Below are 24,670 nucleotides of genomic sequence, written 5' to 3' on the forward strand. Positions count from 1 at the left end.
ATGCATCCAGCGATTTCCCTCGGTATCGATCTCGGTACCTCCGAACTGAAAACCGTGCTGATGGACAGCGCGGGCAAGGTGCGCGGCCAGGCTTCCGTGCGCCTGGACGTCAGCCGCCCGCAGCCGGGCTGGTCCGAACAAGCGCCGCAAGACTGGTGGGCCGCCTGCGTCAACGCGCTGGGCCAGCTGCGCGCCGGCTGGCCGCAGGACTACGCGCGGATCGCCTGCATCGGCCTGTCGGGCCAGATGCATGGCGCCGTGCTCCTCGACGCCAACGATACTGTGATCCGGCCCGCCATCCTGTGGAACGATGCACGCGCCGAAGCCGAAGCGGCCGCCCTGGCGCGCGATTATCCCGCGTATGCGGACGTGACGGGCAGCCTGCCCATGGCGGGATTGACGGCGCCGAAATTGCTGTGGCTGCAAGCCCACGAGCCCGAGGCGTTTGCGGCCATCGCCTGCCTGCTGTCGCCGAAAGACTATCTGCGCCTGCGCTTGACGGGGATCAAACTGACGGACATGTCCGACGCGGCCGGCACCCTGTGGCTGGACGAGGCCAAGCGCGCCTGGTTCGCCCCCATGCTGGCCGCCTGCGGCTTGACGTGGGAACAAATGCCGGCACTTGCCGAAGGCGATGCGGCCACGGGCACCGTGCAGGCCGCCATCGCCGACCAGCTGGGTTTGCCCATGGACGTGGTGGTGGCCGGCGGCGGCGGCGACAATCCCGTCTCGGCCGTGGGCATCGGCGCCGTCAACGGCGGCGACAGTTTTATTTCACTGGGCACCAGCGCCGCCATCGTTTCCGTCACCGAAGCGCCGCTGGGCAACCCGGCCGGTGGCGTGCACAGCTTTTGCCACGCCCTGCCCGGGCGCTGGTATGCGATGGGCGCGATTTTGTCGGGCGCCAGCTGTTTGCGCTGGGCGACGAGCGTGCTGGGCCAGCCCGACGAAGCCGCCCTGCTGGCATTGGTGGAAGCGGGCTTGCCGCTCGAAGCGCCAATTGCCCCCTCCGCGCCCCTCTTCCTGCCCTACCTGTCGGGCGAGCGCACGCCGCATAACGATCCGCAAGTGCGCGGCGCCTTCTTGCAACTGGGCCACGACAGCACGCCGGCGCAGCTCGGCTATGCCGTGCTCGAAGGCGTGGCCTTTGCCTTGCGCGACGCCATGGCGGCCGTCACCTCGACCGGAGCCGTCGTTCCCCACTGCATGCTGGTAGGCGGCGGCGCGCGCAGCCAGTACTGGGCGCAGCTGCTGGCCAATGTGCTGGGACGCGAAATGCGCACCCTGCACAACAGCGAGCTGTCGGCCAGCCTGGGCGCGGCCAAGCTGGGCTTTGCCGCCATCGGCGACACCAGCCTGCTGACGCAGGGCTTGCCCATCAAAAACACTTTCCTGCCCAATGCCGCGCATAGCGCAGCCTTGAGCATCCGTTACGGTCGCTACCGTAGCCTGTTTCCCGCCGTGCAAGCTTTGCACCAACTCAGCAAAGGATAAGCAGCAATGACTCAGTTACAACATCAATTGCAACAACTGAAGCAATACAGCACCGTCGTCGCCGACACGGGCGACTTCTTGCAACTGGCGCGTTTCGCCCCGCAAGACGCCACCACCAACCCGTCGCTAATCTTAAAGGCCGTGCTGCAGCCAGACTACGCGCCCTTGCTGGAAAGCACGGTTGCGGAGCATCAATCCGCTACACTCGACGATATCGTCGACCAGGTGCTGGTGCGCTTCGGCCTGGAAATTTTAAAGGTCGTGCCGGGCCGCGTGTCGACGGAAGTCGATGCCCGTTTGAGCTTTGACCGCGCCGCCACCGTCGCCCGTGGACGCCGCCTGATCGCCCTGTACGAGCAAGCAGGCGTCAAACGCGAGCGCGTGCTGATCAAGGTCGCCGCCACCTGGGAAGGCATCCAGGCAGCGCGTGAACTTGAAAAAGATGGCATCTTTTGCAACCTGACCCTGCTGTTTGCGTTTTGCCAGGCCGTCGCCTGCGCCGACGCGAAAGTGCGCCTGATTTCACCGTTCGTGGGCCGCATCTACGACTGGCACAAGAAGTCGCAGGGCACGGCATGGGACGAAGCGGCACGCAGCTTGTCCAACGATCCAGGTGTACAGTCAGTCACGCGCATCTTCAATTACTACAAACAACATGGCATCGCCACGCAAGTGATGGGCGCCAGCTTCCGCAACGTGGGGCAGATCACGGCCCTGTCCGGCTGCGACTTGCTGACCATCAGCCCGGACTTGCTGGCCAAGCTGGAAGCGTCAAGCGTACCGTTCGAGCGCGCCCTGGGCGGCGACTTGGGTGCGCCACAGGCTGCCATCACGTATGACGAAGCGGCTTTCCGCTACGCCTTGAACGACGATGCGATGGCAACCGAAAAGCTGGCCGAAGGCATCCGCGGCTTTGCCGTCGATGCGGGCAAGCTGGACGCCATGATTGAAAAGTTAAGAACTTAATAGTTTTTCACCCGTAGCACCGTTTGTTTTTACAATAAAAACCCTTGGAGATCCTCATGAAAAAAGTCATTACCGCCACCCTGCTGCTGTCCGCCGCCTGCGGCGCCTTTGCTGCCGACAAGCCATTGAAATCGATCGGCGTGAGCGTGGGCGACCTGGCCAACCCCTTCTTCGTGGCGATTGGTCGCGGCGCGGAAGAAAGCGCGAAAAAGCTGGGCGGCCCTGGCGTGAAAGTCACCACGGTGTCCAGCAAGTATGACCTGAACACCCAGGTGGACCAGATCGAAAACTTCATCGCCAATAAAACCGACATCATCATCCTGAACGCCGTCGATTCCAAGGGTATCGCACCGGCCATCAAGAAAGCGCGCAATGCGGGCGTGGTCGTGATCGCTGTCGACGTGGGCGCCGTGGGCGCCTCGGCCACCGTGATGTCCGACAACACCATGGCGGGCGACGTGTCGTGCGCCTACCTGGCCAAGCAGATCGGCGGCAAGGGCAATGTGGTGATCCTCAACGGCCCGCCGGTCACGTCCGTCATCGACCGCGTCAACGGCTGCAAGAAAACCCTGGCCGCGTTCAAGGATATCAAGATTCTGTCCGACAACCAGAACGCGGGCGGCAGCCGCGATGGCGGCATGACCGTGATGTCGAATTTGCTGACGGCCCATCCGAAGATCGACGCCGTGTTTGCCATCAATGATCCGACGGGCATCGGCGCCGAACTGGCGATCAAGCAGTCGAAACGCACGGACGTGAAACTGATCACGGCCGTCGATGGCGCGCCGGATGGCCAGAATGCCCTGAAAAACAAGGCCGGCCTGTTTGCCGCCACCTCGGCGCAAAACCCCTACCGCATGGCCACCGACGCCGTGCAGATGGGCTACGACATCATGAACGGCCGTACGCCGAAACAGACCATGGTGCTGTTGCCGACCCCGGCCATCACCAAGGAAAACGTCGCCACCTACACGGGCTGGGTAAAGAACTGATCTGCCTGACCTGAACCACGTGGCGTCGCCTGCCCACAGGCCGGCGGCGCCAGTTTCACCAGCAAGGAAGGACAGTCATGAGCGACGATATTATTTTTGAAATGCGCGGCATCGAGAAGCGCTTCGGTGCCACGCGCGCGCTGCGCGGCGTGCACCTGACGGTGCGCAGCGGCGAAATCCATGCCGTGATGGGCGAAAACGGCGCCGGCAAGAGCACCCTGATGAAAATCCTCTCGGGCGTGTACACGCCGGACGCGGGTGAAATCATTCTCGACGGCAAGACGATCAAGATCCGCAACCCGGGCGAAGCCCGCGCCCTGGGCATCAACCTGATTTACCAGGAACTCAGCGTGGCCAAGAACATGACGGTGGCGCAGAACGTCTTCATGGGTAGCGAGCCGCAAGGACCGTTCTGGACCGTCAAGGGCGGCGAAATGCGCGCACGCACGAATGCCATCCTGGCCGATCTCGGCTCCCGTTTCGATGCCGATACCATGGTAGCCAGCCTGTCGATTGCCGAGCAGCAGCAGGTGGAAATCGCCCGCGCCCTCGTGCACGAAAGCCGCATCCTCATCATGGACGAGCCCACTGCCGCCCTGTCCGACCGGGAAACCGAACAATTGTTCCGCATCATCGAAGAGCAGCGCGACAAGGGCCTGGCCGTGCTCTACATCAGCCACCGCATGGCCGAAGTGGAACGCCTGGCGCGCCGCATCACGGTGCTGCGCGACGGCGCCTATGTGGGCGAACTGGGCAAGGATGAGCTGGATCAAAAGAAAGTCGTGCAAATGATGGTGGGCCGCCCCGCCGACGACTTTTATGCGCACCAGCGCCGCACCACGCGGGGTGCCGAGCGACTGCGCGTGGAAAACGTGGGCGGCGGCAAGGTCAAGCCCGCCTCGTTTGCCCTGCATGCGGGCGAAGTGACGGGCCTGGCCGGCCTGGTCGGCGCGGGCCGCACGGAACTGGCGCGGCTGATCTTTGGCGCCGACAAGAAGCAATCGGGGCAAGTCTGGCTCGACGGCCAGGAAGTGCACATTCACCGGCCGCTGACGGCGATCCGCCACGGCATCGGCTACCTGCCGGAAGACCGCAAGAGCCTGGGCTTGTTCATGCAATTGTCGGCCATGGAAAACATGTCGATGAACATTCTTGCTAAGCATTCGACGGCGGGCGTGGTCAACCGTGGCGCCCTGACGCAGCTGACGCGCGAAGCGATTGCCAACCTCAACGTCAAGGTATCTGGCCCGGAAGGCATCGTGGGGGGATTGTCTGGCGGCAACCAGCAGAAAGTCTTGCTGGCGCGCTGGCTGGCCATCGCGCCGAAAGTGCTGATACTCGACGAACCGACACGGGGCGTGGACGTGGGCGCAAAGAGCGAAATTTACAAGATCATCCATCAGTTGGCGGACGCGGGCACGGCTGTGCTGTGCATTTCCAGCGAACTGGCCGAGCTGGTCGGCATTTGCGACCGCGTGATGGTGATGTGTGAGGGACGGCTGACGGGCGAAGTGACAGGCGACGATATCACGCAGGAAAACATCCTCGCCTATGCCACCCAGCTGGAAGCAGCATAAGAATACGCATTAGCATAATCATTCAGGAGATTGACCATGACAACGAGTACCCCCAGCGGCGCCGCGCGCGCCGGCGAACCCTTCAATGCCTCGAACCTGATGCGCCGCCTGGGCATGCTGCCCGTGCTGGTGGTGCTCTACCTGGCCATGTACGGCTTGACCGTGTATTTCTCGGCCGACGGCACGTCGACCTTCATGACCAGCAATAACACCATGAATATCTTCCGCCAGGTGTCGATCAACATCGTGCTGGCCTCCGGCATGACCTTCGTCATTCTCACCAGCGGCATCGATTTGTCCGTCGGCTCCGTGCTGGCCGTCTCGGCCGTGGCAGGCATGCTGATGTCGCTGTCGGCCCAGTTCGCCGGCTTTTCGATTCCCACCTTCCTCATCGTCGGCCTGCTGCTGGGCGCGCTGAACGGCGTGCTGGTAGCCCTCGTCGGGCTCAATCCCTTCGTCGTGACGCTTGGCACCATGACGGCCCTGCGCGGCGCCGCTTATTTGCTGGCCGATGGCACCAGCGTGCTGAACACGGAAATCCCCAGCTTCGAATGGATGGGCAACGGCAGCTTCCTGGCCATTCCCTGGCTGATCTGGCTGGCTGCGGCCGTCGTCGTGCTGACCTGGTTTATTTTGCGCAAGACGACCCTGGGTCTGCATATCTACGCTGTCGGCGGCAATATCCAGGCGGCACGTTTGACGGGCATCAAGGTCGGCCTCGTGTTGATGTTTGTCTATACGATCAGCGGTCTGTTCGCTGGTCTGGGCGGCGCCATGTCGGCCAGCCGTTTGTATGCGGCCAACGGCAACTGGGGCACGGGCTATGAACTGGACGCCATCGCGGCCGTCGTGCTGGGCGGCACCAGTCTGATGGGCGGCGTGGGCTCTGTCTGGGGCACCGTCATCGGCGCCCTGATCATCGGCGTGATGAACAATGGCTTGACGATCTTGGGACTGTCGTCGTTCTGGCAGTATGTGGCGAAAGGTGTCGTGATCGTGCTGGCGGTGATTCTGGATAAATGGCGCCAGTCGCACGCGCAGAATTGATAGTACTGACGTGTCGGGTGATGCGCTGTGCGCTAACCCGACAAGATCCAAAACAACGTTTAAAACTCCAGGCGCATTTCCACATGCGCAATCCCCGCCTCTTCAAATACCTGCCCCTGCTGCACGAAACCGTGACGCGCATAGAATGGCGCAGCCACGGTTTGCGCGTTCAGCACCACTGCGGCATCGCCCCGTTCGCGTGCCTTCTCCATCAGCAATTGCAGGATGGCGCCGCCCATGCCCGTGCCGCGGCCCGGCTGGCGCACGGCCATGCGGCCGATATGACCATCTGGCAATAAACGGCCCGTGCCGATGGCGTTGCCGGCATCGTCATAGGCAACGGCGTGCAGGCAGACAGCGTCCATGTCGTCGAGTTCAATCTCGGCCGGCACTTTCTGTTCATCGACAAAAACTTCAAAACGGATGGCGGTGGCGTCAAGGCCCAGTGTGGCCCAGTCGCCGAGGCGGATGGTGTGCTTGGTCATGGTAAGTGATAAGTGGTCATAAGAGACGGAGAGACGGGCCACAATTGTCGCACGGCCCACCTTTCATAGGGGGCTAACCCAGCTTCACCAATTGCTTGCCGAAGTTACGCCCTTTCAACAGACCGATGAAGGCCTCGGGCGCGCTGGCCAGGCCGTCGGCCACGGATTCGCGGAATTTCAGCTTGCCCGTCGCCACCAAGGTACCCAGTTCCGCCAGTCCTTGCGGCCAGAATTCCGGCTGCTCCGAGACGATGAAGCCGCGCATGGTCAGCCGGTTGATGAGGATCAGGCGCGCATTGTCGAGCGGCGTCGGTTCGCCGTTGTAGCCGGCAATCCAGCCGCACACGGCCACGCGGCCAAAGGCATTGGTGCGCGCCAAGGCCGCATCAAAGATGGCGCCGCCCACGTTTTCATAGATGGCGTCGATACCGTCCGGCGTGGCCGCTGCCAGGTCGGCCGCCAGATTGCCCGCCTTGTAGTCGACGCAGGCATCGAAACCCAGTTCCTTGACGACATACGCGCACTTGTCGGCACCGCCGGCAATGCCCACCACCGTGCAGCCTTTCAATTTCGCCAGTTGCCCCACGACGCTGCCCACGGCGCCGCTGGCGGCCGACACGACCACCGTTTCGCCCGCTTTCGGCGCCATGATCTGGTTCAAGCCATACCACGCCGTCATGCCCGGCATGCCGACGGCGCCCAGAAAGGCCGAGGCAGGGATGTGCGTCGTGTCGACCTTGCGCAGCATCGTGCCGTCCGACACGGCCACTTCCGTCCAGCCCAAAGTGCCCACGACGGTGTCGCCCACGGCAAACTTCGGATGCTTCGATTCGAGCACCACGCCCACCGTGCCGCCTATCATGGTTTCATCGAGCGCCTGCGGCGCCGCATAGCTTTTATTGGCGCTCATGCGCCCGCGCATGTAAGGGTCGAGCGACAGGTATTGGTTACGCACCAGCAACTGGCCCTCGGTGATGGCGGGGATTTCAGCCGTTTCCAGGCGGAAGTTATCTGGCTGCACCTCGGCCGTGGGGCGCGAGGCGAGAACGATGCGTTGGTAGGTGGTCATGAATGCTCCTTATTGGACAAACAAGCTGAACCCTAAAGCGAAGGGTTGGGGTAACTCAATCATTAAATCTCATAGTCCATGCATTGCCTGGCTTCCCGTACTGCGCCAAAGAATGGCTTGATTTTCACGTGCTCGGGATGGTTCTGGTAGGCATCGAGCGCCTCGCGGCTGGCGAACTCGCTGTACAAGACGATGTCGTAGGTGGCTTCCAGGCCCGGCTGGGCCACGGCCGCCTCGAATGTCAAGATACCGGGCACCAGGTCGGCACAGGAATCGAGCAAGGCTTTCAGTTTCAAGGCATTCGTGGCGCGGTCGGCGCCTTCCGCGTGGTCTAACAGTTTCCAGAAAACGATGTGCTTGATCATGGTGGCAGGCTAGTTGTTTATAAATGAAGCATTACTGTAACCGCTATCGGCGCGCCTTGCAGGAACAGAGCACGGAATGCAAACGGGCGGCCCTGGAAGCCGCCCACAGACTGGGTTGAATCTACATCACAACACTTCGAACAGGCCTGCCGCGCCCTGCCCGCCGCCGATGCACATGGTCACCACCACGTATTTGACGCCACGGCGCTTGCCTTCGATCAAGGCGTGGCCCGTCAGGCGCGCGCCCGACACGCCGTACGGATGGCCGACGGCAATCGCCCCGCCATTCACGTTCAGGCGGTCCATGGGGATGCCCAGGGTGTCGGCGCAATACAGCACTTGCACGGCGAACGCTTCATTGAGTTCCCATAAGCCGATGTCGGCCACCGTCAAGCCCGCCTTTTTCAGCAGTTTCGGAATCGCGTAGACGGGGCCGATGCCCATTTCATCAGGTTCGCAGCCGGCCACGGCAAAGCCGCGGAAGATGCCCAGCGGCTGCAAGCCTTTCGCTTCTGCCACTTTCGCATTCATCACGATGGCCATCGCCGCGCCATCGGAAAACTGGCTGGCATTGCCGGCGCTGATGACGCCGCCCGGCATGGCGGAACGAATCTTCGCCACGCCATCGTAAGTCGTATCGGCACGGATGCCTTCATCGGCAGAGATCGTCACTTCACGCGACACCAGCATACCGCTGGCCTTGTCTGCCACGCCCATGATGGTGGTCATCGGCACAATTTCCGCGTCGAACAGGCCGGCAGCCAGGGCGGCAGCGGCGCGCTGCTGGCTTTGCGCGCCATACACATCCTGGCGCTCGCGCGAAATCTGATAGCGCTTGGCCACGGTTTCGGCCGTCTGCAACATGGGCCAGTACACTTCCGGCTTGTGCTGCTGCAGCCAGACGTCACGGAGCATATGCGTATTCATTTCATTTTGCACGCAGGAAATCGATTCCACGCCGCCCGCCGCATAGATATCGCCTTCGCCGGCGATGATGCGCTGCGCGGCCAGGGCGATGGCTTGCAGACCAGAAGAACAGAAACGGTTGACGGTCATGCCGGCGGTCGTGACGGGACAGCCGCCGCGCAAGGCGACCTGGCGCGCGATATTGCCGCCCGTGGCGCCTTCGGGAAAGGCACAGCCGACCAGCACGTCTTCCACTTCTTCCGCCTCGATGCGCGCGCGCTCGACGGCGGCCGCCAGCACATGGCCGCCCAAGGTGGCGCCGTGCGTCATGTTGAACGCGCCCTTCCAAGACTTGGCCAAACCCGTGCGGGCGGTCGATACGATGACGGCTTCATTCATGCTGTGTCTCCTTGTGGGAATAGTATATGGTGGTCATGTGGTCAATGATGGTGCCTCGTAAGCAGAATAGCACATTTAAGTACGGTCGTTCGCAAAGTTCTGGCTGACTTCATTTGTAAGCTTCGTGTAAGTTTCAAGCAAGCATGACGTAAGGTTCGGAGAACACACTCGCCTCCAGCTGTTGCAAGAATGGTCAAAAAGACCGCGGCAATGGTTCACTATAAAACATAGGGAGACAAACCATGGCAACACCATCCGGCTCGGCCGACGTACGGAAATTTTCCACCAAGGGAACGCCGATTACGCCCGAAGAACGCAAGGTCATTTTTGCGTCCTCACTCGGCACCGTCTTTGAATGGTACGATTTTTACCTGTACGGTTCGCTGGCATCCATCATCGCCAAGCAATTTTTCATCGGCGACCCCACCACCACCTTCATCTTTGCGCTGCTGGCCTTTGCCGCCGGCTTCATCGTGCGTCCGTTCGGCGCGCTGGTCTTCGGCCGCCTGGGCGACATGATCGGCCGCAAGTACACCTTCCTGATCACCATCCTGATCATGGGCGGCTCCACCTTCATCGTCGGCCTCCTGCCCGGCTATGCCTCCATCGGCATCGCCGCACCGATCATCCTCGTCTTCCTGCGCATCCTGCAAGGCTTGGCGCTGGGCGGCGAGTACGGTGGCGCAGCCACCTATGTGGCCGAACACGCGCCTGAAGGCAAGCGCGGCGCGTTCACGGCGTGGATACAAACCACGGCAACCCTGGGCTTTTTCCTGTCGCTGATGGTCATCCTGGGCACCCGCCTGGCGACCGGCGAGAAGGATTTCGAGGCGTGGGGCTGGCGCATTCCCTTCCTGGTCTCCGTCATCCTGCTGGGCATTTCCGTGTGGATCCGCCTGGCCATGAATGAATCGCCTGCGTTTGCCAAGATGAAGGCCGAGGGCAAAACCTCGAAAGCCCCGCTGACGGAAGCGTTCGGCCAGTGGAAAAACCTGAAGATCGTTATTCTGGCCCTGATCGGCCTGACCGCCGGCCAGGCCGTCGTGTGGTACACGGGCCAGTTCTATGCCCTGTTCTTCATGATCCAGACCCTGAAAGTGGATCTGGCAACGGCCAACGTGCTCATTGCGATCGCCCTGCTGCTGGCCACGCCATTCTTCCTGTTCTTCGGCAGCCTGTCCGACCGCATCGGCCGCAAGTACATCATCCTCGGCGGCTGCCTGATCGCCGCCCTGACCTACTTCCCGATCTTCAACGGCCTGACCCACTTCGCCAATCCGCAGCTGGAAGCGGCACTGAAGAACTCGCCAGTGGTGGTAGTGGCCGATCCTGCGTCCTGCCACTTCCAGTTCAACATGACTGGCACCAAAAAGTTCCCATCGTCGTGCGACATCGCTACAGGCTTCCTGTCGAACAGCTCGGTGAACTACACGAAGGAAGACGCGCCGGCCGGCAGCATCGCCAAGGTGCGCATCGGTACGAAGGAATTTTCCTCGTTTAACGCCGTCATGACGGCCGATGGCCTGAACTTCGATGCGGAAAGCAAGGCCCACGAAGCGGCACTCAAGAAGGAACTGGGCGCCGGCATCAAGGAAGCGGGCTACCCTGCGAAAGCCAATCCGGACCAGATCAACAAGCCGATGGTCGTCTTGCTGCTGTTCATCCTAGTGCTGTACGTGACCATGGTGTATGGCCCGATCGCCGCCATGCTGGTGGAAATGTTCCCGACGCGCATACGCTACACGTCGATGTCCCTGCCCTACCATATCGGTAACGGCTGGTTCGGCGGCCTGCTGCCGACCACGGCCTTCGCGCTGGTGGCCTTCAAGGGCGATATCTATTATGGCCTGTGGTATCCGATCGTCGTTGCCCTGGCGACTGTCGTGATCGGCACCCTGTTCGTCAAGGAAACCAAGGATAACAATATCTACGCCGACGATTGATCTGATATCCGATGCAAGCCCCGGCCGCAATGCCGGGGTCCGCAAAGCAAAACGCCGCTGACTTGTCAGCGGCGTTTGTTTTTTTATGCGAGGTATGCGGTGGCAAGCTTACTTGTCGCTCTGCCTCTTTTTCTGCTGGTCGCGCTGCTGCACGTATTCCTGGTAGCTGGTCTGGTTGCGCTTGCGGCAGGCATTGCGGTCGTCAAAATTATTGAGGCTGTTGCAATACTCGCCGATCTTGTCCCGGTTCGCATCATACAAAACTTCACAGCCAGTCATGGCCAGCAAGAACGGAACGATCAGATATTTCATTGCTACTCTCATGGATAGGGACGGATTGCGCGAAAAAAACACCAGATTGCCCACTGGATAAGCGGGCAGCTTTATATTAACGCGATCTTGACGGAAAGTACAAGCGCTCGGTATTACTGAGTGGAAGGGATTCCCCAGCATGCCCCACCCGCCACATGCTATGGTGCTAGTTTCTATGACCGGACTCGTGCCAGGCATGCCGACCATTCTGCCCGCCCCCTGCGGCCCTCTGCAGCACCATTTCGACGCCTTGCTGGAAGACGTCTGTGCCAGCCTGACCACACACGCCGGTCACTTGCTGGACGGCATTTACTTGTACGGCAGCATTGCCCGTGGCGACGCCACGCCCGGCGTATCCGACCTCGACCTGACCCTGATACTGCGCCAGCCGCCCACGCCGCCGCAGGGCGACGCGCTGGAAACGCTGCGCCATGCCTTGCAGGCGCGCCACCCGGAGGTGATCAAGATCGATTTCGATATCGGTTACCGGGCACAGGTGTTGGCGCCCGAGCACCTGTACAGCTGGGGCTACTGGCTCAAGCACCAATGCCGCTGCCTGTGGGGCGAGGACCTGGCCTTGCACTTTGCGCCGTTCGCCCCCTCGCGCGCCATCGCCCTGGCCGTGAATGGCGACTATGCCCACGTGCTGGACGCGTATGCGCGGCGCCTCGACGAGGCGCGCGAGCCCGCCACCGTCGTCCGCCTGCAGCGCGAAGCGTCGCGCAAGTTGATCCGCTCCTGCAACATCCTGCGCCAGGATGGCGATCCCTGCTGGCCTACCAGCCTGGACGAGCACGCGGCGCTATTGCTGCGGCACTACCCGGCCATGCAGGCGCACATGGCGTATTTTCTTGCCCAAACCAAGCCCGGCGCCGCGCCAGCCAGCGGTTTTACGCCAGCGCTGCGCCGGTTCACGCAGTGGCTGGCGCGGCAACAGGCGCTTTACACCTCCAACTCCTCGTTCAGCAGCGGATTGCCGGCCGCAAACGCCGCCAGGTGCTCGAGCAATACGCGCACGCGGGCCGGCAGGTAGCGCCGCTGCGTCCACACGGCATACACGTGGCGCGGCTGCGGCATCCAGTCCGGCAAGACGCGCACGAGGCTGCCCCGGGCCACTTCATCGCGGCACTGTAAAAGCGGACACAACAGGATGCCGATGCCCGCGTCGGCCATCTCCACGGCCAGGCGCATTTCATTGACGCGCAGACGCGCCTGCGGTTCGATCAGCATTTCGGCGCCGTCGCCGGGCCGCCGCAAGCGCCAGCTGCGCAGCGGCTCGGCCACGATCAATTCATGCCGTGCCAGTTCCTGCAGGTCGCGCGGCACGCCGGCGCGCGCCAGGTAGGCGGGCGCGGCCACCATCACCAGCGCGGCGCTGCCCAGGCGCCGCTGCATCAGCGAGGAATCGTCGAGCGCGCCCACGCGGATGGCCAGGTCGGCGCCGCTGCCCACCAAGTCTTGCAGCAGGTTCGACAGTTCCAGCTCCAGGCGGATGTCCGGATACTGCTGCATGAAGCTGACCCAGGCCGGCGTCAGCAAGCCGCTGGCGAAGTTGACGGGCGCCAGCACGCGGATGCTGCCCGAGACGGCCGACAGGCTGGCGTCGAGCTGCTGCGTCGCTTGCCGCAGCGCATGCACGAGGGGGCGGCACTGCTCGTAGTATTGCCAGCCTTCCGCCGTCGGCTGCAAGCGGCGCGCGCTGCGGTTGAGCAAGCGGTAGCCGAGCTGGCTTTCCAGCTTTTGCAGCCGGCGCGTGACCGTGGCGGCGGGCAAGTCTTCTTTGACAGCCGCCGCATGCAGGCTGCCCGCCTCCACGATGGCGACAAACAGGGCTAGGTCATCGAGCATGATGTATCAAGCATTATGTATCAAGCATGACTTATCAAGCATAATTCGTCAAACATGATTGCATTTATGGAATTTGAAATTAAAAATATGACTCTAGTATAGATTGTCGCAAGTTGTTAGGCTACCCTGTCCTCATCATGTTGAAAGTGCCCCATGTCCGAAGCCCTGCGCCTGCGCTGTATGTTTGCCTTCCTGATGTCGCTGCTAATGACCCTGCTGATGAGCGCCTGGGTCACCTGGCTCAATATCGGCCTGCAAGCGGACTTTTTGCCCCGCTGGCGCCATGCGTTTTTTGCCGCCTGGCCTGTGGCCTTCTGCGCCGTGATGCTGTTCGCACCCCGCGTGCAACTGATGAGCCGCAGTATCGTGGCCCGGCTCGCCAGGCGCCCTTAACCGCCAGTTGGCCGCCGGCAGTGTCACTCGGTCACTTCGGCCCACGACCGTCCTGATCCGGGCTATGCTATGGTCGTCCTTGTTTTTACAGTGGAATGCCCATGCTCGATCACGTTTCCCTCACCGTTAGCGACCTGGAACGCGCCGAGCGCTTCTACGACGCCATCTTTGCCGCGCTGGACGTGCCCAAGGTGGGTAGCGACCATGCCAACGCGTGGGTAGGCTATGGTGAGCGCAGCGATGCGGAACATCCGGAACGCAGCTATTTTTCCGTGCGCCTGGGTCCGAAACCCGACGACGCGCCACGCCGCCATTGCTGCTTCAAGGCCGCCTCGCGCGCGGCCGTGGAAGCGTTTTGGCACGCGGGGCTGGCGCAGGGCGGCATCGACCTGGGCGCGCCCGGCCTGCGCCACTATCACGCCAGTTATTACGCGGCCTTTTTGTTCGATCCGGACGGCAACCGCATCGAAGCCGTCTGCCATCGCGCCGACGCCGGCTGACAAGACGGTAAATCCGCCTCTGTTCGGCATTTCCACTTCTATATGTTTTGCCTATAATGGCTGCGACGCCATACCGGTCCCCGGTCCGTGAACCAAGAAGGAGATTCATGCATCATCTATTCGTCGACCGCCCCGCGCGCACCATGCTCCTCTCCAGCGCCGGCTTGCTGCTGGCAGCCTGTTTTTCCGGCTGCTCCCTGCTGCCGTCCTCGCCAACCACGCCGGGCGTGCCGGCCACCGCGGCCCTGCCCGACGCCAGCATCGCCTACGCCCTGAGTGGCCAGAGCGGCTTGCCCGTCATCTTCCAGTCGGCCATGGGCGACGGCAAGGATGTGTGGGCCAAGGTCGTGCCCGAAGTGGCCAGGCAGCACCGCGTGCTCGTGTACGACCGCCCCGGCTACGGCGACAGCAAAAAAACCACCACGCCGCGCGATCCTTGCACCATCGCCGCCCAGCAGCGCGCCCTGCTGGCGCAAGCGGGCTTGAAGCCGCCGTATGTGCTGGTCGGCCAAGGCTTGGGCGGGCTGTACCAGTATGTGTATGCCAGGCTGTACCCGCAGGATGTGGCCGGCCTAGTCTTGCTCGATCCCACGCACCCGCAGCAGTGGAGCCGGATGCAAACGGACGCGTCCACCTACGCCATGCTCGTGAAGACGCGGCGCAAGCTGATGTTCAACAGTACGGAATCGGCCGAGTTCGATGCCCAGGCGCAGTGCCTGCAGCATGTCGACATGAGCAGCCCGCTGCGCGTGCCCGCCATGCTGCTGGTGCGTGACAAGTTCGGCATTGAGGAAATGGGCTCGTTTGAAAACGTGGTGCGGGCCCAGGAAAAGGATTGGCAGCGCCTGTCCGGCGCGCCGGCCATCGAGCGCATCACGGGCGCCGGCTATTACATCCAGAAAGACAACCCCGTCATCGTCAACGAGGCGATCAAGATGCTGGCGAAGAAGAAATAAAAAAAGGGCAGAGAAATCTGCCCTTCGCCATTCGACAGCACAGCATCAGCTATTGAAACCCTTGCCTTCGCCTGCCAGTTTCACCAGCAGCGGCGCCGGCGTCCACGCTTCGCCGTGGCGGCCTTTGGCATAGCTGGCAATCGTGTCCTGCACGTTCGGCAAGCCGACCGTGTCCGCGTAGAACATCGGGCCGCCGCGGAACAAGGGGAAGCCGTAGCCCGTCAGATACACCATATCGATGTCCGAGGCGCGCAGGGCGATGCCCTCTTCCAGGATGCGCGCGCCTTCATTGACCAGCGCGTACACGAGCCGTTCGACGATTTCCTGGTCGCTGATCTTGCGCCGCGCCACACCGATGTCGGTGGAATGCTGAGCTATCATGGCATTGACTTGCTCCGACGGATACGCCTTGCGGTCGCCCGCCTTGTAGTCATACCAGCCGGCGCCCGTCTTCTGGCCGTAGCGTTTCAATTCGCACAACAGGTCGGCCGTCTTCGAATACGTGACGTCCGGCTTTTCTACATAGCGGCGCTTGCGGATGGCCCAGCCGATGTCGTTGCCGGCCAGGTCGCCCATGCGAAAAGGGCCCATGGCGAAGCCGAATTTCTCCACCGCCTTGTCCACCTGTTCCGGCAAGCAGCCCTCTTCCAGCAGGAAACCGGCTTGCCGGCTGTACTGTTCGATCATGCGGTTACCGATAAAACCGTCGCACACGCCCGAGACCACGCCCGTCTTTTTCAGTTTTTTCGACAGCGCCAGCGCCGTGGCCAGCACGTCCTTGCCCGTTTCCTTGCCACGGACGATTTCCAGCAGCTTCATGACGTTTGCCGGGCTGAAGAAATGCGTGCCGACCACGTCTTGCGGGCGTTTGGTGAACGCGGCGATCTTGTCCAGGTCCAGGGTGGACGTGTTCGAGGCGAGGATGGCGCCCGGCTTCATGACGGCATCGAGTTGCTTGAAGACGTTTTCCTTGACGCCCAGCTCTTCGAAGACGGCTTCGATGACGATGTCGGCCTGGGCGATATCGGCATATTCCAGCGTGCCGGAAACGAGCGCGATGCGCTGCTCGGCCTTGTCCTGCGTCAGCTTGCCCTTTTTGACCGTGTTTTCATAATTCTTGCGGATGGTGGCCAGGCCCTTGTCCAGCGCTTCCTGTTTTGTTTCCAGCAGCATCACGGGAATGCCCGCGTTGGCGAAGTTCATGGCGATGCCGCCGCCCATGGTGCCGGCGCCCACGATCGCCGCGCTGGCAATGCTGCGCACGGGCGTATCGGCCGGCACGTCAGGCACCTTGCTGGCGATGCGCTCGGCAAAGAAGGCGTGGCGCAAGGCTTTCGATACAGGCGACTGCACCAGTTGCATGAACAGTTCGCGCTCGTACGTCAAGCCCTCGTCGAACTTCATCGTCACGGCAGCGGCCACGGCATCCACGCATTTCAGCGGTGCGGGGAACGGGCCGGACATGGCCTTGACGGTATTGCGCGAAAATTGCAAAAAGGCTTCGTGGTTCGGATAGTCCACCTTACGCTCGCGCACTTTCGGCTGCGGACGCACATCGGCCACCTTGGTGGCAAAGGCTACGGCGGCTTTCAGCAAGTCGGCGCCGGGCGCGATGACTTCGTCGAACAGGGCCGTGCCAGCCAGTTTTTCGGACGCCACGGGCGTGCCCGAGACGATCATGTTGAGGGCCATTTCCAGGCCCAGCACGCGCGGCAGGCGCTGCGTGCCGCCCGCGCCCGGCAAGATGCCGAGTTTGACTTCAGGCAAGGCCATCTGCGCTCCCGGTGCGGCCACGCGGTAGTTGCAGCCCAGCGCCAGCTCCAGGCCGCCGCCCATGCAGACGCTGTGGATGGCCGCCACCACCGGCTTGGTGGATTGCTCGACGACGTTGATCAGGGTATGCAGGGTCGGTTCCGTGAGCGCCTTGGGCGAATTGAATTCCTTGATATCGGCGCCGCCGGAAAATGCCTTGCCGGCACCCGTGATGACGATGGCTTTCACGGCCTCATCCGCCAGCGCCTGGCGGATGCCCGCCACGGCGGCCGTGCGCGTGGCCAAGCCCAGGCCGTTGACAGGTGGATTGGCCAGGGTAATCACGGCGACGGTGCCGTTCACTTGATATTCAGCACTCATGTCTCTTCCTTGTGGGTTTATTGGTTTTTGCTTAGCGATGAGGTCGTTGCAAGGGATGAAGCTTCACTATACCGCATAAAAGAACGCTCGTATTATTTTTGTCGCGGCGCGCGGGGCTCCGGTGCTGGCCATCATGGTACAACATCGCCGCCTTCGGCAGGCGCCAGCAACTATCAATAACATATTCATTTTAATAACTAAAACATAACGAGAAAAACGCCGTTTTATTATGTGGTAAATGCTCTGCCATATGCTGGCGCGGGCCAACAACGACACTTTGGACATTATTTATGCATGCCCCTTGTTTTTCGCCAGGCGCTGAGGAATAATAAAATTGTTGATTCAAATCAATACCCTGAAACTCATTTAATATTATGTGCCAATAGCGCCGATTATCGCCTGCATTCGCCAACTCATGTACGGCGCAGTATGGAATCATTTTATATCGTCATTACCTGTCAGTATTAGCGCCACCCATTCCTCTTCCCACACTGAAGGAAATATTATGGACGCAGCCAGCCATGTCAGCCACTCGCAGGATCTGGACTTACAAGCGATAAATACTGCATTAAACCGTGTCCAGGCCGTGATCGAATTCGAACTCGACGGCACCATCCTGCATGCGAATGACAATTTCCTGCGCGTCATCGGGTATACCTTGGCGGAAGTGCAAGGCAAGCACCATGCCATCTTTTGCGACCCCGAGTATGTGAAAACGGCCGAATATGGCGACTTCTGGGCAAAGCTGGGTCGCGGCGAGTTCGACCAGGGCGAATACAAGCGCCGCGCCAGAGATGGCCGCGAAGTGTGGATCAACGCTTCCTACAACCCCATCCTCGACGCCGATGGCAAGCCATATAAAGTCATCAAGTTTGCCACCGACATCACGGCCAGCAAGCGCCGCAATGCTGATTACGAAGGCAAGATCGACGCCATCAGCAAGGCCCAGGCCGTGATCGAGTTCCGGCTCGACGGCACCATCATCCGCGCCAACGACAATTTCCTCACCTCCGTCGGCTACACGCTGGCAGAAATCGAAGGTAAGCACCATCGCCTGTTTTGCGAAGCGGAATACGCCAGCAGCGAGGAATACGCGCAGTTCTGGCAAAAGCTGGGCAAGGGTGCGTTCGACGCGGGCGAATACAAGCGCGTTACCAAGGACGGCCGCGAAATCTGGCTTAACGCTACCTACAATCCCATTTTCGATACTGAAGGCCGGCCTTTCAAGGTGGTCAAGTTCGCCAACGACATCACGGCCCTGAAGAAGCGCAACGCCGAATACGAAGGCAAGGTCAGCGCCATCGGCAAGGCGCAAGCGGTCATCGAATTCGACATGCAGGGCAATGTGCTGGACGCGAACGACAATTTCCTCGCCGTCATGGACTATGACTTGAGCGATATCCAGGGCGAGCACCACCGCATGTTCTGCGAGCCCGAGTATGCCAGCAGCGCCGAGTACAAGAAATTCTGGCAAAAGCTCAACCGCGGCGAATTCGACGCGGGCCGCTACAAGCGCCTGGGCAATCATGGCAAGGTGGTGTGGATACAGGCCACCTACAACCCCATCCTGGACTTGAACGGCAAGCCGTATAAAGTGGTCAAGTTCGCCATCGACATCAGCGAACAGGTCAATCTGGAAAACAGCATCCAGGCCAAGGCCGCCAACGACAGCCGCAAGGTCAATGCCCTGCTTGAATCGGTGGCGCGCGCGGCGCAAGGCGACTTGACCTGCAATATCGTGCCCGAAGGCGAAGAGCCGATCGACTTGCTGGCCGGCGGCATCAGCAAGATGATCGTCGATTTGCGCGGCGTGATCGGCAACGTGGTGTCGGCGGCCAACGGCTTTGCCGACGCCTCGCACACCATCGCCGAGCGGGCCACGGGCGTGGCCGTGGGCACGCAGGCGCTGGGCGCCACGGTGGAAGAAATGAACGCCTCCATCGACGGCCTGACGTTTTCCATCAATTCCATCGCGGAAAACACCTCGAACGCCGATTACCTGGCCAAAGCCACGCAGCAGGAAGCGGAAGCGGGCGCACGCGCCGTCGCCAAGTCGATCGAGGCGATGGACCTCATCAACCGCTCGTCGGAAGACATCGGCGAAATCGTCAAGGTCATCAGCGAGATCGCCAACCAGACGAATATGCTGGCGTTTAATGCGGCCATCGAGGCGGCGCGCGCGGGCGAGCACGGCCTGGGCTTTTCCGTCGTCGCCGACGAAGTGCGCAAGCTGGCCGAGCGCTCCTCGCAGGCAACCAAAGAGATTTCCAAGCTGATCAACGAATCCGTCAAGCGCGTCTCGACCGGCAGCGAGATTTCGCGCCAGGCCAGCGATGCCTTCGACAAGATCGTCTCGGGCGTGGCGAAGACCACGCTGGCCATCTCGGACATCTCGAAGGCGGCCAACGAACAACTGCTGACGGCGCGCGAAGTATCGACGGCGATCCAGTACATCGCCGAGGAAACGGAAAAGTCGGCCGCCAACTGCGACAGCATCGCCCGCTCCACGGATGGGCTGAACGAGCGCGCGGGCAGCCTGAACCAGACTGTTTCCGGCTTCGTGGTGTAAGCCATGAGCCACGCGGCCACCTTGACGCCCGAGGTGCTGACGAACCTGATCGCGCTGGTGCGCCAGCATACGGGCATCGCCATGACCGCGCGCAAGAGCGCCTTGCTGGAGCGGCGCTTGCAGCCACGGCTGCAGGCGCTGTCCCTGCTCAGCTACCAGGCTTACCTGGAGCGCGTCAGCAGCGACCGCGACGAGGTGGCCCATTTCATCGACCTGGTGACCACCAACGACACCCTGTTTTTCCGCACGCCATCAATCTGGGATTACTTCCGCGACCACTACCTGCCCGCCTGGGCCGGCGTCCATCCGGGCGGCTGCCTGGAAATCTGGTCGGCGGCGGCGGCCAGCGGCGAAGAGCTGTATTCGATCGCCATGCTATGCGAGCAATTCAAGCTGCAAACGCCCGCTTTCCGCTACCACATCCTGGCCAGCGACATTTCGCAACAAATCCTGGGCGCAGCCAGGGCCGGCCAATACAGCGGGCGCTCCGTCGAGCGCATCCGCCTGTCGCACCCGGATTTGCTGCGCAAATATTTCACCCCTTCGCCGTATGGCGTCAAGGTCAACGAAGAGCTGCGGCAACACGTCAGTTTTGCGCAGCACAATCTGCTGGAAGCGTTGCGCCCGGCCCGGCAGTTCGACCTGCTGTTCCTGCGCAATGTGCTGATTTATTTCGATGCCGGGCACCAGGAAACCGTGCTGCGCCAGGCGCGCCTGAGCCTGAAGGACGAGGGACGGCTGATCCTGGGCGAGTCGGAAACCATCGCCCGCCTGGGTACCGGCTATCAATTCGAGTTTCCCATGATTTATAGGGCGGGGCTGGCATGATGCACACGCACATTGCGGCGAACGCGCCGCCGCTGCACCTGGTTGGCATGGGGCAACTTAGCGTGGGCACGCAGGGCGAACAGCTGCAGGCGCTGCTGGGTTCCTGCATCGGCATCGGTTTCATCTGGAAGAACGGCCCTTGCTGCGGCCTGGCCCACTGTTTGCTGCCGGAAGCGCCCGCTGCCGAGCAAGACCTGGGGGCACCGAATGCACGCGCCCTAAATGCACGCTATGTGAGCCAGGCCGTGCCCTCGCTGCTGCGCCTGATGGGCGTGCGCGAGGCCGATTACGCCGACATCGACGTGGTGCTGGCGGGCGGCGCCAGCATGTTCGGCCCCGATAATGGTCATGGCCGCCTGCAGGTGGGACGGCAAAACGCGGCAGCGGCGCAAAAATACCTGGACCAGTGCGGCTTGCACGTCAGTTTTTGCGCGCTGGGCGGACGCCACGGGCGCCAGTTGCTGATCGATTGTGCCCGCCACAGCTACGCCGTCACCGATGTGGTGGCGCAACCCGAATTGATTCCACGCAAGGAAGGCGCATATGGATATGCATGAAGGGCACACGGGTGAGCGCAACGGCGCCACCGAACTGTTCGGTTCCTTCCATCTGGGCGAGGATGAATTCGCCCTGCCCGCCAGTTGCATCCGCGAAGTGGTCAACTACCCCGCGAAAGTCACCGCCCTGCCCCTGTCGCCCGCGTATCTGGAAGGCATGTTCACCTTGCGCGGCAGTGTCATTCCGGTGGTCAACCTGGGCCGCTTGTTCCGCGCCGATGCGCCGCGCGCCGTGGCCACCGACAAGATCGCCATCCTCGACTTTCAGCAAGTGCTGATCGGCATCGTCTTCCAGGATACGGGCGAGATCCTGCGCGTGCCGGCCAGCGCCCGCAGCGCCCTGCAGTACGCGGCCGACGACGCGCACCACGTCATCGCCGGCACAATATTGCTCGACGGCGGCGCCCGCCTGCTGCAAATCCTCGACCCGCACGCCCTGCTACGCATCGAAAACGTGCCCCATGTGCTGGCCCTGCAGGCGACGGGCGCCAAACTCAGCACGGCCCGCTACCATGCGCAAAGCGAACGCCGGCAGTGCGTCAGTTTCCATGCGGCCGGCGCCACGTTTGGCTTTGAAATGCTGGCCATCCAGGAAATCATCCGGGTGCCGGAACTGCACAGCTCCCTGCTGAATAACGAGCTGTGCCTGGGCCGCATGCATTTTCGCGGCAGCCAGGTGGCCGTCGTCGATTTCGCCACCCTGCTGCAAGCGGCTGGGTCCGGCAAGGCGGCCAAGGCGGCGACCAGTGACCAGCGCATCATCGTCGTGCGCCTCGATGACACGACCGTGGGCTTTCTCGTCGATTCCGTCGACAGCATCGTGCATTTCTTTGGCGACGAAGTGCTGCCGATTCCCTTGCTGAGCAAGGCGCGCGCGGCCATGTTCTCCGGCTGCATCACGAAAGAGGGCCTGGGCGACATCATTTTCCTCGACCACAAGGGCATCCTGTCGCAGGCGGAGATCGTCGAAATGCGCGACGGCCACGCGCGCCTGTACCCGGCCGACGCAGAAACGGCCACCACCGTCACGCGCAAGGCGCAGCGCCGCGTCTACATCACGTTTACCGTGGAAACCCGCTTCGCCGTGGAAATCGGGCAGGTGCGCGAAATCATCGATTTCAGCGGCGCCATCACCACGCCACCGGGCATGCCGGCCTGCATGCGCGGGATGCTGAACTTGCGCCAGCAAATGATCAGTATCATCGACCTGCGCCAGCTGTACGCCATGCCGGCCCTGCCGGACGCGAGCGCCGGCAAGATCCTCATCGTGGAACGTGGTAGCGAGCGCTACGGCTTCCTCGTCGACCACGTCGACAATATCATGACCATTTCCGACAGCCAGCGCTTTGCGGCGCCGCAAATCATCCGCACGGGCACGCACGACGACTTGCGCAGCGAAATGGATGAAATGATCGATATCGGCACAGAGGCGCAGCGCCTGACCCTGTCCGTCTTCCAGTGCGATCACTTGCTGGAAAAGCTGGGCTCGGCGCTGCCGCAAGCGGCATAAGCGCGGCGTCGCGCTACATGCCGGGCAACTGGTGCCCCTTGAACTGCTCGCGCAGCTTGTTCTTCTGGATCTTGCCCGTCGCGCCCATGGGCAAGGCGTCGATGAACAGCACGTCGTCGGGCGTCCACCACTTGGCGATCTTGCCCTCGAAGAACTGCAACAAAACCTCGCGCGTGACCGCCATGCCCGGGCGCAGCACCACCACCAGCACGGGCCGCTCATCCCATTTCGGGTGGAACACGCCGATGCAGGCCGCCTGCAGCACGGCCGGATGCGCCATGGCCAGGTTTTCCAGGTCGATGGTGCCGATCCACTCGCCACCCGACTTGATCACATCCTTGCTGCGGTCCGTGATCTGCATATAGCCATCCGCATCGATGGTGGCCACGTCGCCCGTGGGGAACCAGCCATCTTGCAGCACATCACCGCCCTCGTTCTTGTAATACGCGGAAATGATCCACGGCCCTTTCACCAGCAAATGGCCGTAGGCAACGCCATCCCACGGCAATTCCTTGCCATCGTCGTCGACGATCTTCATGTCCACGCCGTAGATGGCATGGCCCTGTTTTTGCAGGATCTTGCGCTGCTCGTCCTTCGGCAAGTCCAGGTGCTTGGTCTGCAAGCCGCCCGCCGTGCCCAGCGGCGACATTTCCGTCATGCCCCAGGCATGGATGACTTCCACGTCGAACTTGTCGATCAGGGTATCCATCATGGCCGGAGGGCAGGCCGCGCCGCCGATCACCGTGCGGCGGAAGGTGGAAAATGTCAAGTCATTCTGCAAGGCATGGTTCAACAGCCCCAGCCAGACGGTGGGAACGCCGGCCGAAAACGTCACTTTTTCCGCCTCGAACAGCTCGTACAGCGACTTGCCGTCCAGCGCCGCACCGGGAAACACCATGCGCGCACCCGACAGGGGCACGGAATACGGCAAGCCCCAGGCATTCACGTGGAACATGGGCACAACGGGCAGCACCGTGTCGGAGGCGCGCACGTTCAGGGCGCTGGGCATGGCCGAGGCGTACGCGTGCAGCACGGTCGAGCGGTGCGAATACAGGGCGCCCTTGGGATTGCCCGTCGTGCCGGACGTGTAGCACAGGGTCGCGGCCGCGTTCTCGTCGAACAAGGGCCACGTGTACTCGTCGGAATGCGTGGCGATCAAGTCTTCATAGCACAGCAGGTCGGGGATGGTGCTGCTGGCGGGCATGCGCTCGCGGTCGCACATCAGCACGAAGTGGCGCACAAAGGTGCAGTCGGCGGCGATCTTTTCCACTACGGGCAAGAACGTCAGGTCGAACAGCAGCACCTGGTCTTGCGCATGGTTCGAGATATAGGCGATCTGGTCGGGAAACAGGCGCGGATTGATGGTATGCAGCACGGCACCCGAGCCGGACACGGCATAGTAAGCTTCCAGGTGGCGATAGCCATTCCAGGCCAGGGCGGCGACCCGGTCGCCCATGCCGACACCGAGGCCATGCAGGGCATTGGCCAGTCGGCGCGCGCGCTGGTGGCAATCGCGGTAGGTGTAGCGGTGCATATCGCCTTCCACCCGCCGCGAAATGATTTCGCTGCCCCCATAATGACGCGCTGCAAACGCGATAATGCTGGAAATCAGCAGGGGCTGATTCATCATCTGGCCCATCACTGGGCTCAAGGGGAATGCCGACATCGTGTCTCCTGGGGTGGATACCCGGTTATTGTTGGAAATTAAAGACTTTCCCTAGTCTCGTACGGTCGTGCGGAAATCGTCAACGCATTTCGATATTGCATTGCAGCATGGAATTTTTGATTCCGTTTTTTGCAGTGCTGGCGTCCGGTACGGAC

General features: G+C 61.9%; 22 protein-coding genes. 14 read left to right on the forward strand and 8 right to left on the reverse strand.

Annotation, left to right across the window (positions count from 1 at the left end; translation table 11 throughout):
* Nucleotides 1-12 precede the first annotated feature (12 nt).
* From xylB to ACP7DE_RS05970, 5 genes are all read left to right on the forward strand, one after another.
* The gene (xylB, locus tag ACP7DE_RS05950) at nucleotides 13-1,494 is read left to right on the forward strand and encodes a xylulokinase (RefSeq protein WP_426071372.1); all 1,482 of its coding nucleotides are present in this window, start codon (nucleotides 13-15) and stop codon (nucleotides 1,492-1,494) included.
* 6 nt (nucleotides 1,495-1,500) lie between these two features.
* Nucleotides 1,501-2,460 (forward strand): transaldolase, encoded by a 960-nt coding sequence (gene tal, locus ACP7DE_RS05955; RefSeq protein ID WP_426071211.1) that lies wholly within the window; start codon nucleotides 1,501-1,503, stop codon nucleotides 2,458-2,460.
* A 56-nt stretch (nucleotides 2,461-2,516) separates the two neighbouring features.
* Complete coding sequence (locus tag ACP7DE_RS05960; RefSeq protein ID WP_083708248.1) at nucleotides 2,517-3,452, forward strand: ABC transporter substrate-binding protein; 936 nt, start codon at nucleotides 2,517-2,519, stop codon at nucleotides 3,450-3,452.
* Nucleotides 3,453-3,529: 77 nt separating this feature from the next.
* Nucleotides 3,530-5,029 (forward strand): sugar ABC transporter ATP-binding protein, encoded by a 1,500-nt coding sequence (locus tag ACP7DE_RS05965; RefSeq protein ID WP_426071212.1) that lies wholly within the window; start codon nucleotides 3,530-3,532, stop codon nucleotides 5,027-5,029.
* 36 nt (nucleotides 5,030-5,065) lie between these two features.
* Nucleotides 5,066-6,076: an ABC transporter permease subunit gene (locus ACP7DE_RS05970; RefSeq protein ID WP_426071213.1), complete on the forward strand. Its 1,011-nt coding sequence runs from the start codon at nucleotides 5,066-5,068 to the stop codon at nucleotides 6,074-6,076.
* Nucleotides 6,077-6,135: 59 nt separating this feature from the next.
* On the opposite strand, the gene ACP7DE_RS05975 is transcribed toward ACP7DE_RS05970, so the two are convergent.
* The 4 genes from ACP7DE_RS05975 to ACP7DE_RS05990 form a co-directional block, all read right to left on the reverse strand.
* On the reverse strand, nucleotides 6,136-6,561 hold the full coding sequence (locus ACP7DE_RS05975; RefSeq protein WP_426071214.1) for a GNAT family N-acetyltransferase: 426 nt from the start codon (nucleotides 6,559-6,561) through the stop codon (nucleotides 6,136-6,138).
* A gap of 73 nt (nucleotides 6,562-6,634) precedes the next feature.
* Complete coding sequence (locus ACP7DE_RS05980) at nucleotides 6,635-7,630, reverse strand: NADP-dependent oxidoreductase (protein ID WP_426071215.1); 996 nt, start codon at nucleotides 7,628-7,630, stop codon at nucleotides 6,635-6,637.
* Between the two features lie 62 nt (nucleotides 7,631-7,692).
* Nucleotides 7,693-7,995 (reverse strand): Dabb family protein, encoded by a 303-nt coding sequence (locus tag ACP7DE_RS05985; protein ID WP_426071216.1) that lies wholly within the window; start codon nucleotides 7,993-7,995, stop codon nucleotides 7,693-7,695.
* Nucleotides 7,996-8,121: 126 nt separating this feature from the next.
* On the reverse strand, nucleotides 8,122-9,300 hold the full coding sequence (locus ACP7DE_RS05990) for an acetyl-CoA C-acyltransferase (RefSeq protein ID WP_426071217.1): 1,179 nt from the start codon (nucleotides 9,298-9,300) through the stop codon (nucleotides 8,122-8,124).
* Nucleotides 9,301-9,542: 242 nt separating this feature from the next.
* Between ACP7DE_RS05990 and ACP7DE_RS05995 the strand changes: the two genes are divergently transcribed.
* Nucleotides 9,543-11,243 carry an MFS transporter gene (locus ACP7DE_RS05995; RefSeq protein WP_426071218.1) on the forward strand — a complete coding sequence of 567 codons (1,701 nt, stop codon included), beginning with the start codon at nucleotides 9,543-9,545 and terminating at the stop codon, nucleotides 11,241-11,243.
* Between the two features lie 108 nt (nucleotides 11,244-11,351).
* Here the strand turns inward: ACP7DE_RS05995 and ACP7DE_RS06000 are convergent, their stop codons facing one another.
* Nucleotides 11,352-11,555, reverse strand: coding sequence for a hypothetical protein (locus ACP7DE_RS06000; protein WP_426071219.1), 204 nt, complete (start codon nucleotides 11,553-11,555; stop codon nucleotides 11,352-11,354).
* Nucleotides 11,556-11,751: 196 nt separating this feature from the next.
* On the opposite strand from ACP7DE_RS06000, the gene ACP7DE_RS06005 reads away from it, so the two are divergent.
* On the forward strand, nucleotides 11,752-12,588 hold the full coding sequence (locus ACP7DE_RS06005; protein WP_426071220.1) for a nucleotidyltransferase domain-containing protein: 837 nt from the start codon (nucleotides 11,752-11,754) through the stop codon (nucleotides 12,586-12,588).
* Here the strand turns inward: ACP7DE_RS06005 and ACP7DE_RS06010 are convergent.
* Nucleotides 12,498-13,403 carry a LysR family transcriptional regulator gene (locus ACP7DE_RS06010; protein WP_426071221.1) on the reverse strand — a complete coding sequence of 302 codons (906 nt, stop codon included), beginning with the start codon at nucleotides 13,401-13,403 and terminating at the stop codon, nucleotides 12,498-12,500. The two genes, ACP7DE_RS06005 and ACP7DE_RS06010, sit on opposite strands and share 91 nt — an antisense overlap.
* Nucleotides 13,404-13,556: 153 nt before the next feature.
* Here ACP7DE_RS06010 and ACP7DE_RS06015 point away from each other — a divergent pair, with 153 nt between their 5' ends.
* The 3 genes from ACP7DE_RS06015 to ACP7DE_RS06025 all read left to right on the forward strand — a co-directional run bounded on the left by ACP7DE_RS06015 (nucleotide 13,557) and on the right by ACP7DE_RS06025 (nucleotide 15,252).
* Complete coding sequence (locus tag ACP7DE_RS06015) at nucleotides 13,557-13,796, forward strand: DUF2798 domain-containing protein (protein ID WP_426071222.1); 240 nt, start codon at nucleotides 13,557-13,559, stop codon at nucleotides 13,794-13,796.
* 95 nt (nucleotides 13,797-13,891) lie between these two features.
* Entirely contained in the window at nucleotides 13,892-14,296 is a 405-nt protein-coding gene (locus ACP7DE_RS06020; RefSeq protein ID WP_426071223.1) for a VOC family protein, read from the forward strand.
* 107 nt (nucleotides 14,297-14,403) lie between these two features.
* Nucleotides 14,404-15,252 carry an alpha/beta fold hydrolase gene (locus tag ACP7DE_RS06025; protein ID WP_426071224.1) on the forward strand — a complete coding sequence of 283 codons (849 nt, stop codon included), beginning with the start codon at nucleotides 14,404-14,406 and terminating at the stop codon, nucleotides 15,250-15,252.
* Nucleotides 15,253-15,297: 45 nt separating this feature from the next.
* Here the strand turns inward: ACP7DE_RS06025 and ACP7DE_RS06030 are convergent, their stop codons facing one another.
* The gene (locus ACP7DE_RS06030; protein WP_426071225.1) at nucleotides 15,298-17,385 is read right to left on the reverse strand and encodes a 3-hydroxyacyl-CoA dehydrogenase NAD-binding domain-containing protein; all 2,088 of its coding nucleotides are present in this window, start codon (nucleotides 17,383-17,385) and stop codon (nucleotides 15,298-15,300) included.
* A 505-nt stretch (nucleotides 17,386-17,890) separates the two neighbouring features.
* Here ACP7DE_RS06030 and ACP7DE_RS06035 point away from each other — a divergent pair.
* From ACP7DE_RS06035 to ACP7DE_RS06050, 4 genes are read left to right on the forward strand one after another with little or no spacing between them, the layout of a single operon-like run.
* Nucleotides 17,891-19,954 carry a methyl-accepting chemotaxis protein gene (locus tag ACP7DE_RS06035; protein ID WP_426071226.1) on the forward strand — a complete coding sequence of 688 codons (2,064 nt, stop codon included), beginning with the start codon at nucleotides 17,891-17,893 and terminating at the stop codon, nucleotides 19,952-19,954.
* A 3-nt stretch (nucleotides 19,955-19,957) separates the two neighbouring features.
* A complete protein-coding gene (locus ACP7DE_RS06040) occupies nucleotides 19,958-20,782 on the forward strand; it encodes a CheR family methyltransferase (RefSeq protein ID WP_426071227.1) in 825 nt (274 codons plus the stop codon).
* Nucleotides 20,779-21,339, forward strand: a complete 561-nt coding sequence (locus ACP7DE_RS06045) for a chemotaxis protein CheD (protein WP_426071228.1) — start codon at nucleotides 20,779-20,781, stop codon at nucleotides 21,337-21,339. The genes ACP7DE_RS06040 and ACP7DE_RS06045 overlap by 4 nt, the downstream gene beginning before the upstream one ends.
* On the forward strand, nucleotides 21,326-22,849 hold the full coding sequence (locus ACP7DE_RS06050; RefSeq protein WP_426071229.1) for a chemotaxis protein CheW: 1,524 nt from the start codon (nucleotides 21,326-21,328) through the stop codon (nucleotides 22,847-22,849). The genes ACP7DE_RS06045 and ACP7DE_RS06050 overlap by 14 nt, the downstream gene beginning before the upstream one ends.
* Before the next feature lie 13 nt (nucleotides 22,850-22,862).
* On the opposite strand, the gene ACP7DE_RS06055 is transcribed toward ACP7DE_RS06050, so the two are convergent.
* Nucleotides 22,863-24,515, reverse strand: coding sequence for a 3-(methylthio)propionyl-CoA ligase (locus ACP7DE_RS06055; protein ID WP_426071230.1), 1,653 nt, complete (start codon nucleotides 24,513-24,515; stop codon nucleotides 22,863-22,865).
* Between the last annotated feature and the right edge of the window lie 155 nt (nucleotides 24,516-24,670).

Origin of the sequence: Janthinobacterium sp. DSP2-3-3, assembly GCF_049897325.1 — a bacterium.
Lineage (GTDB): Bacteria > Pseudomonadota > Gammaproteobacteria > Burkholderiales > Burkholderiaceae_D > Janthinobacterium.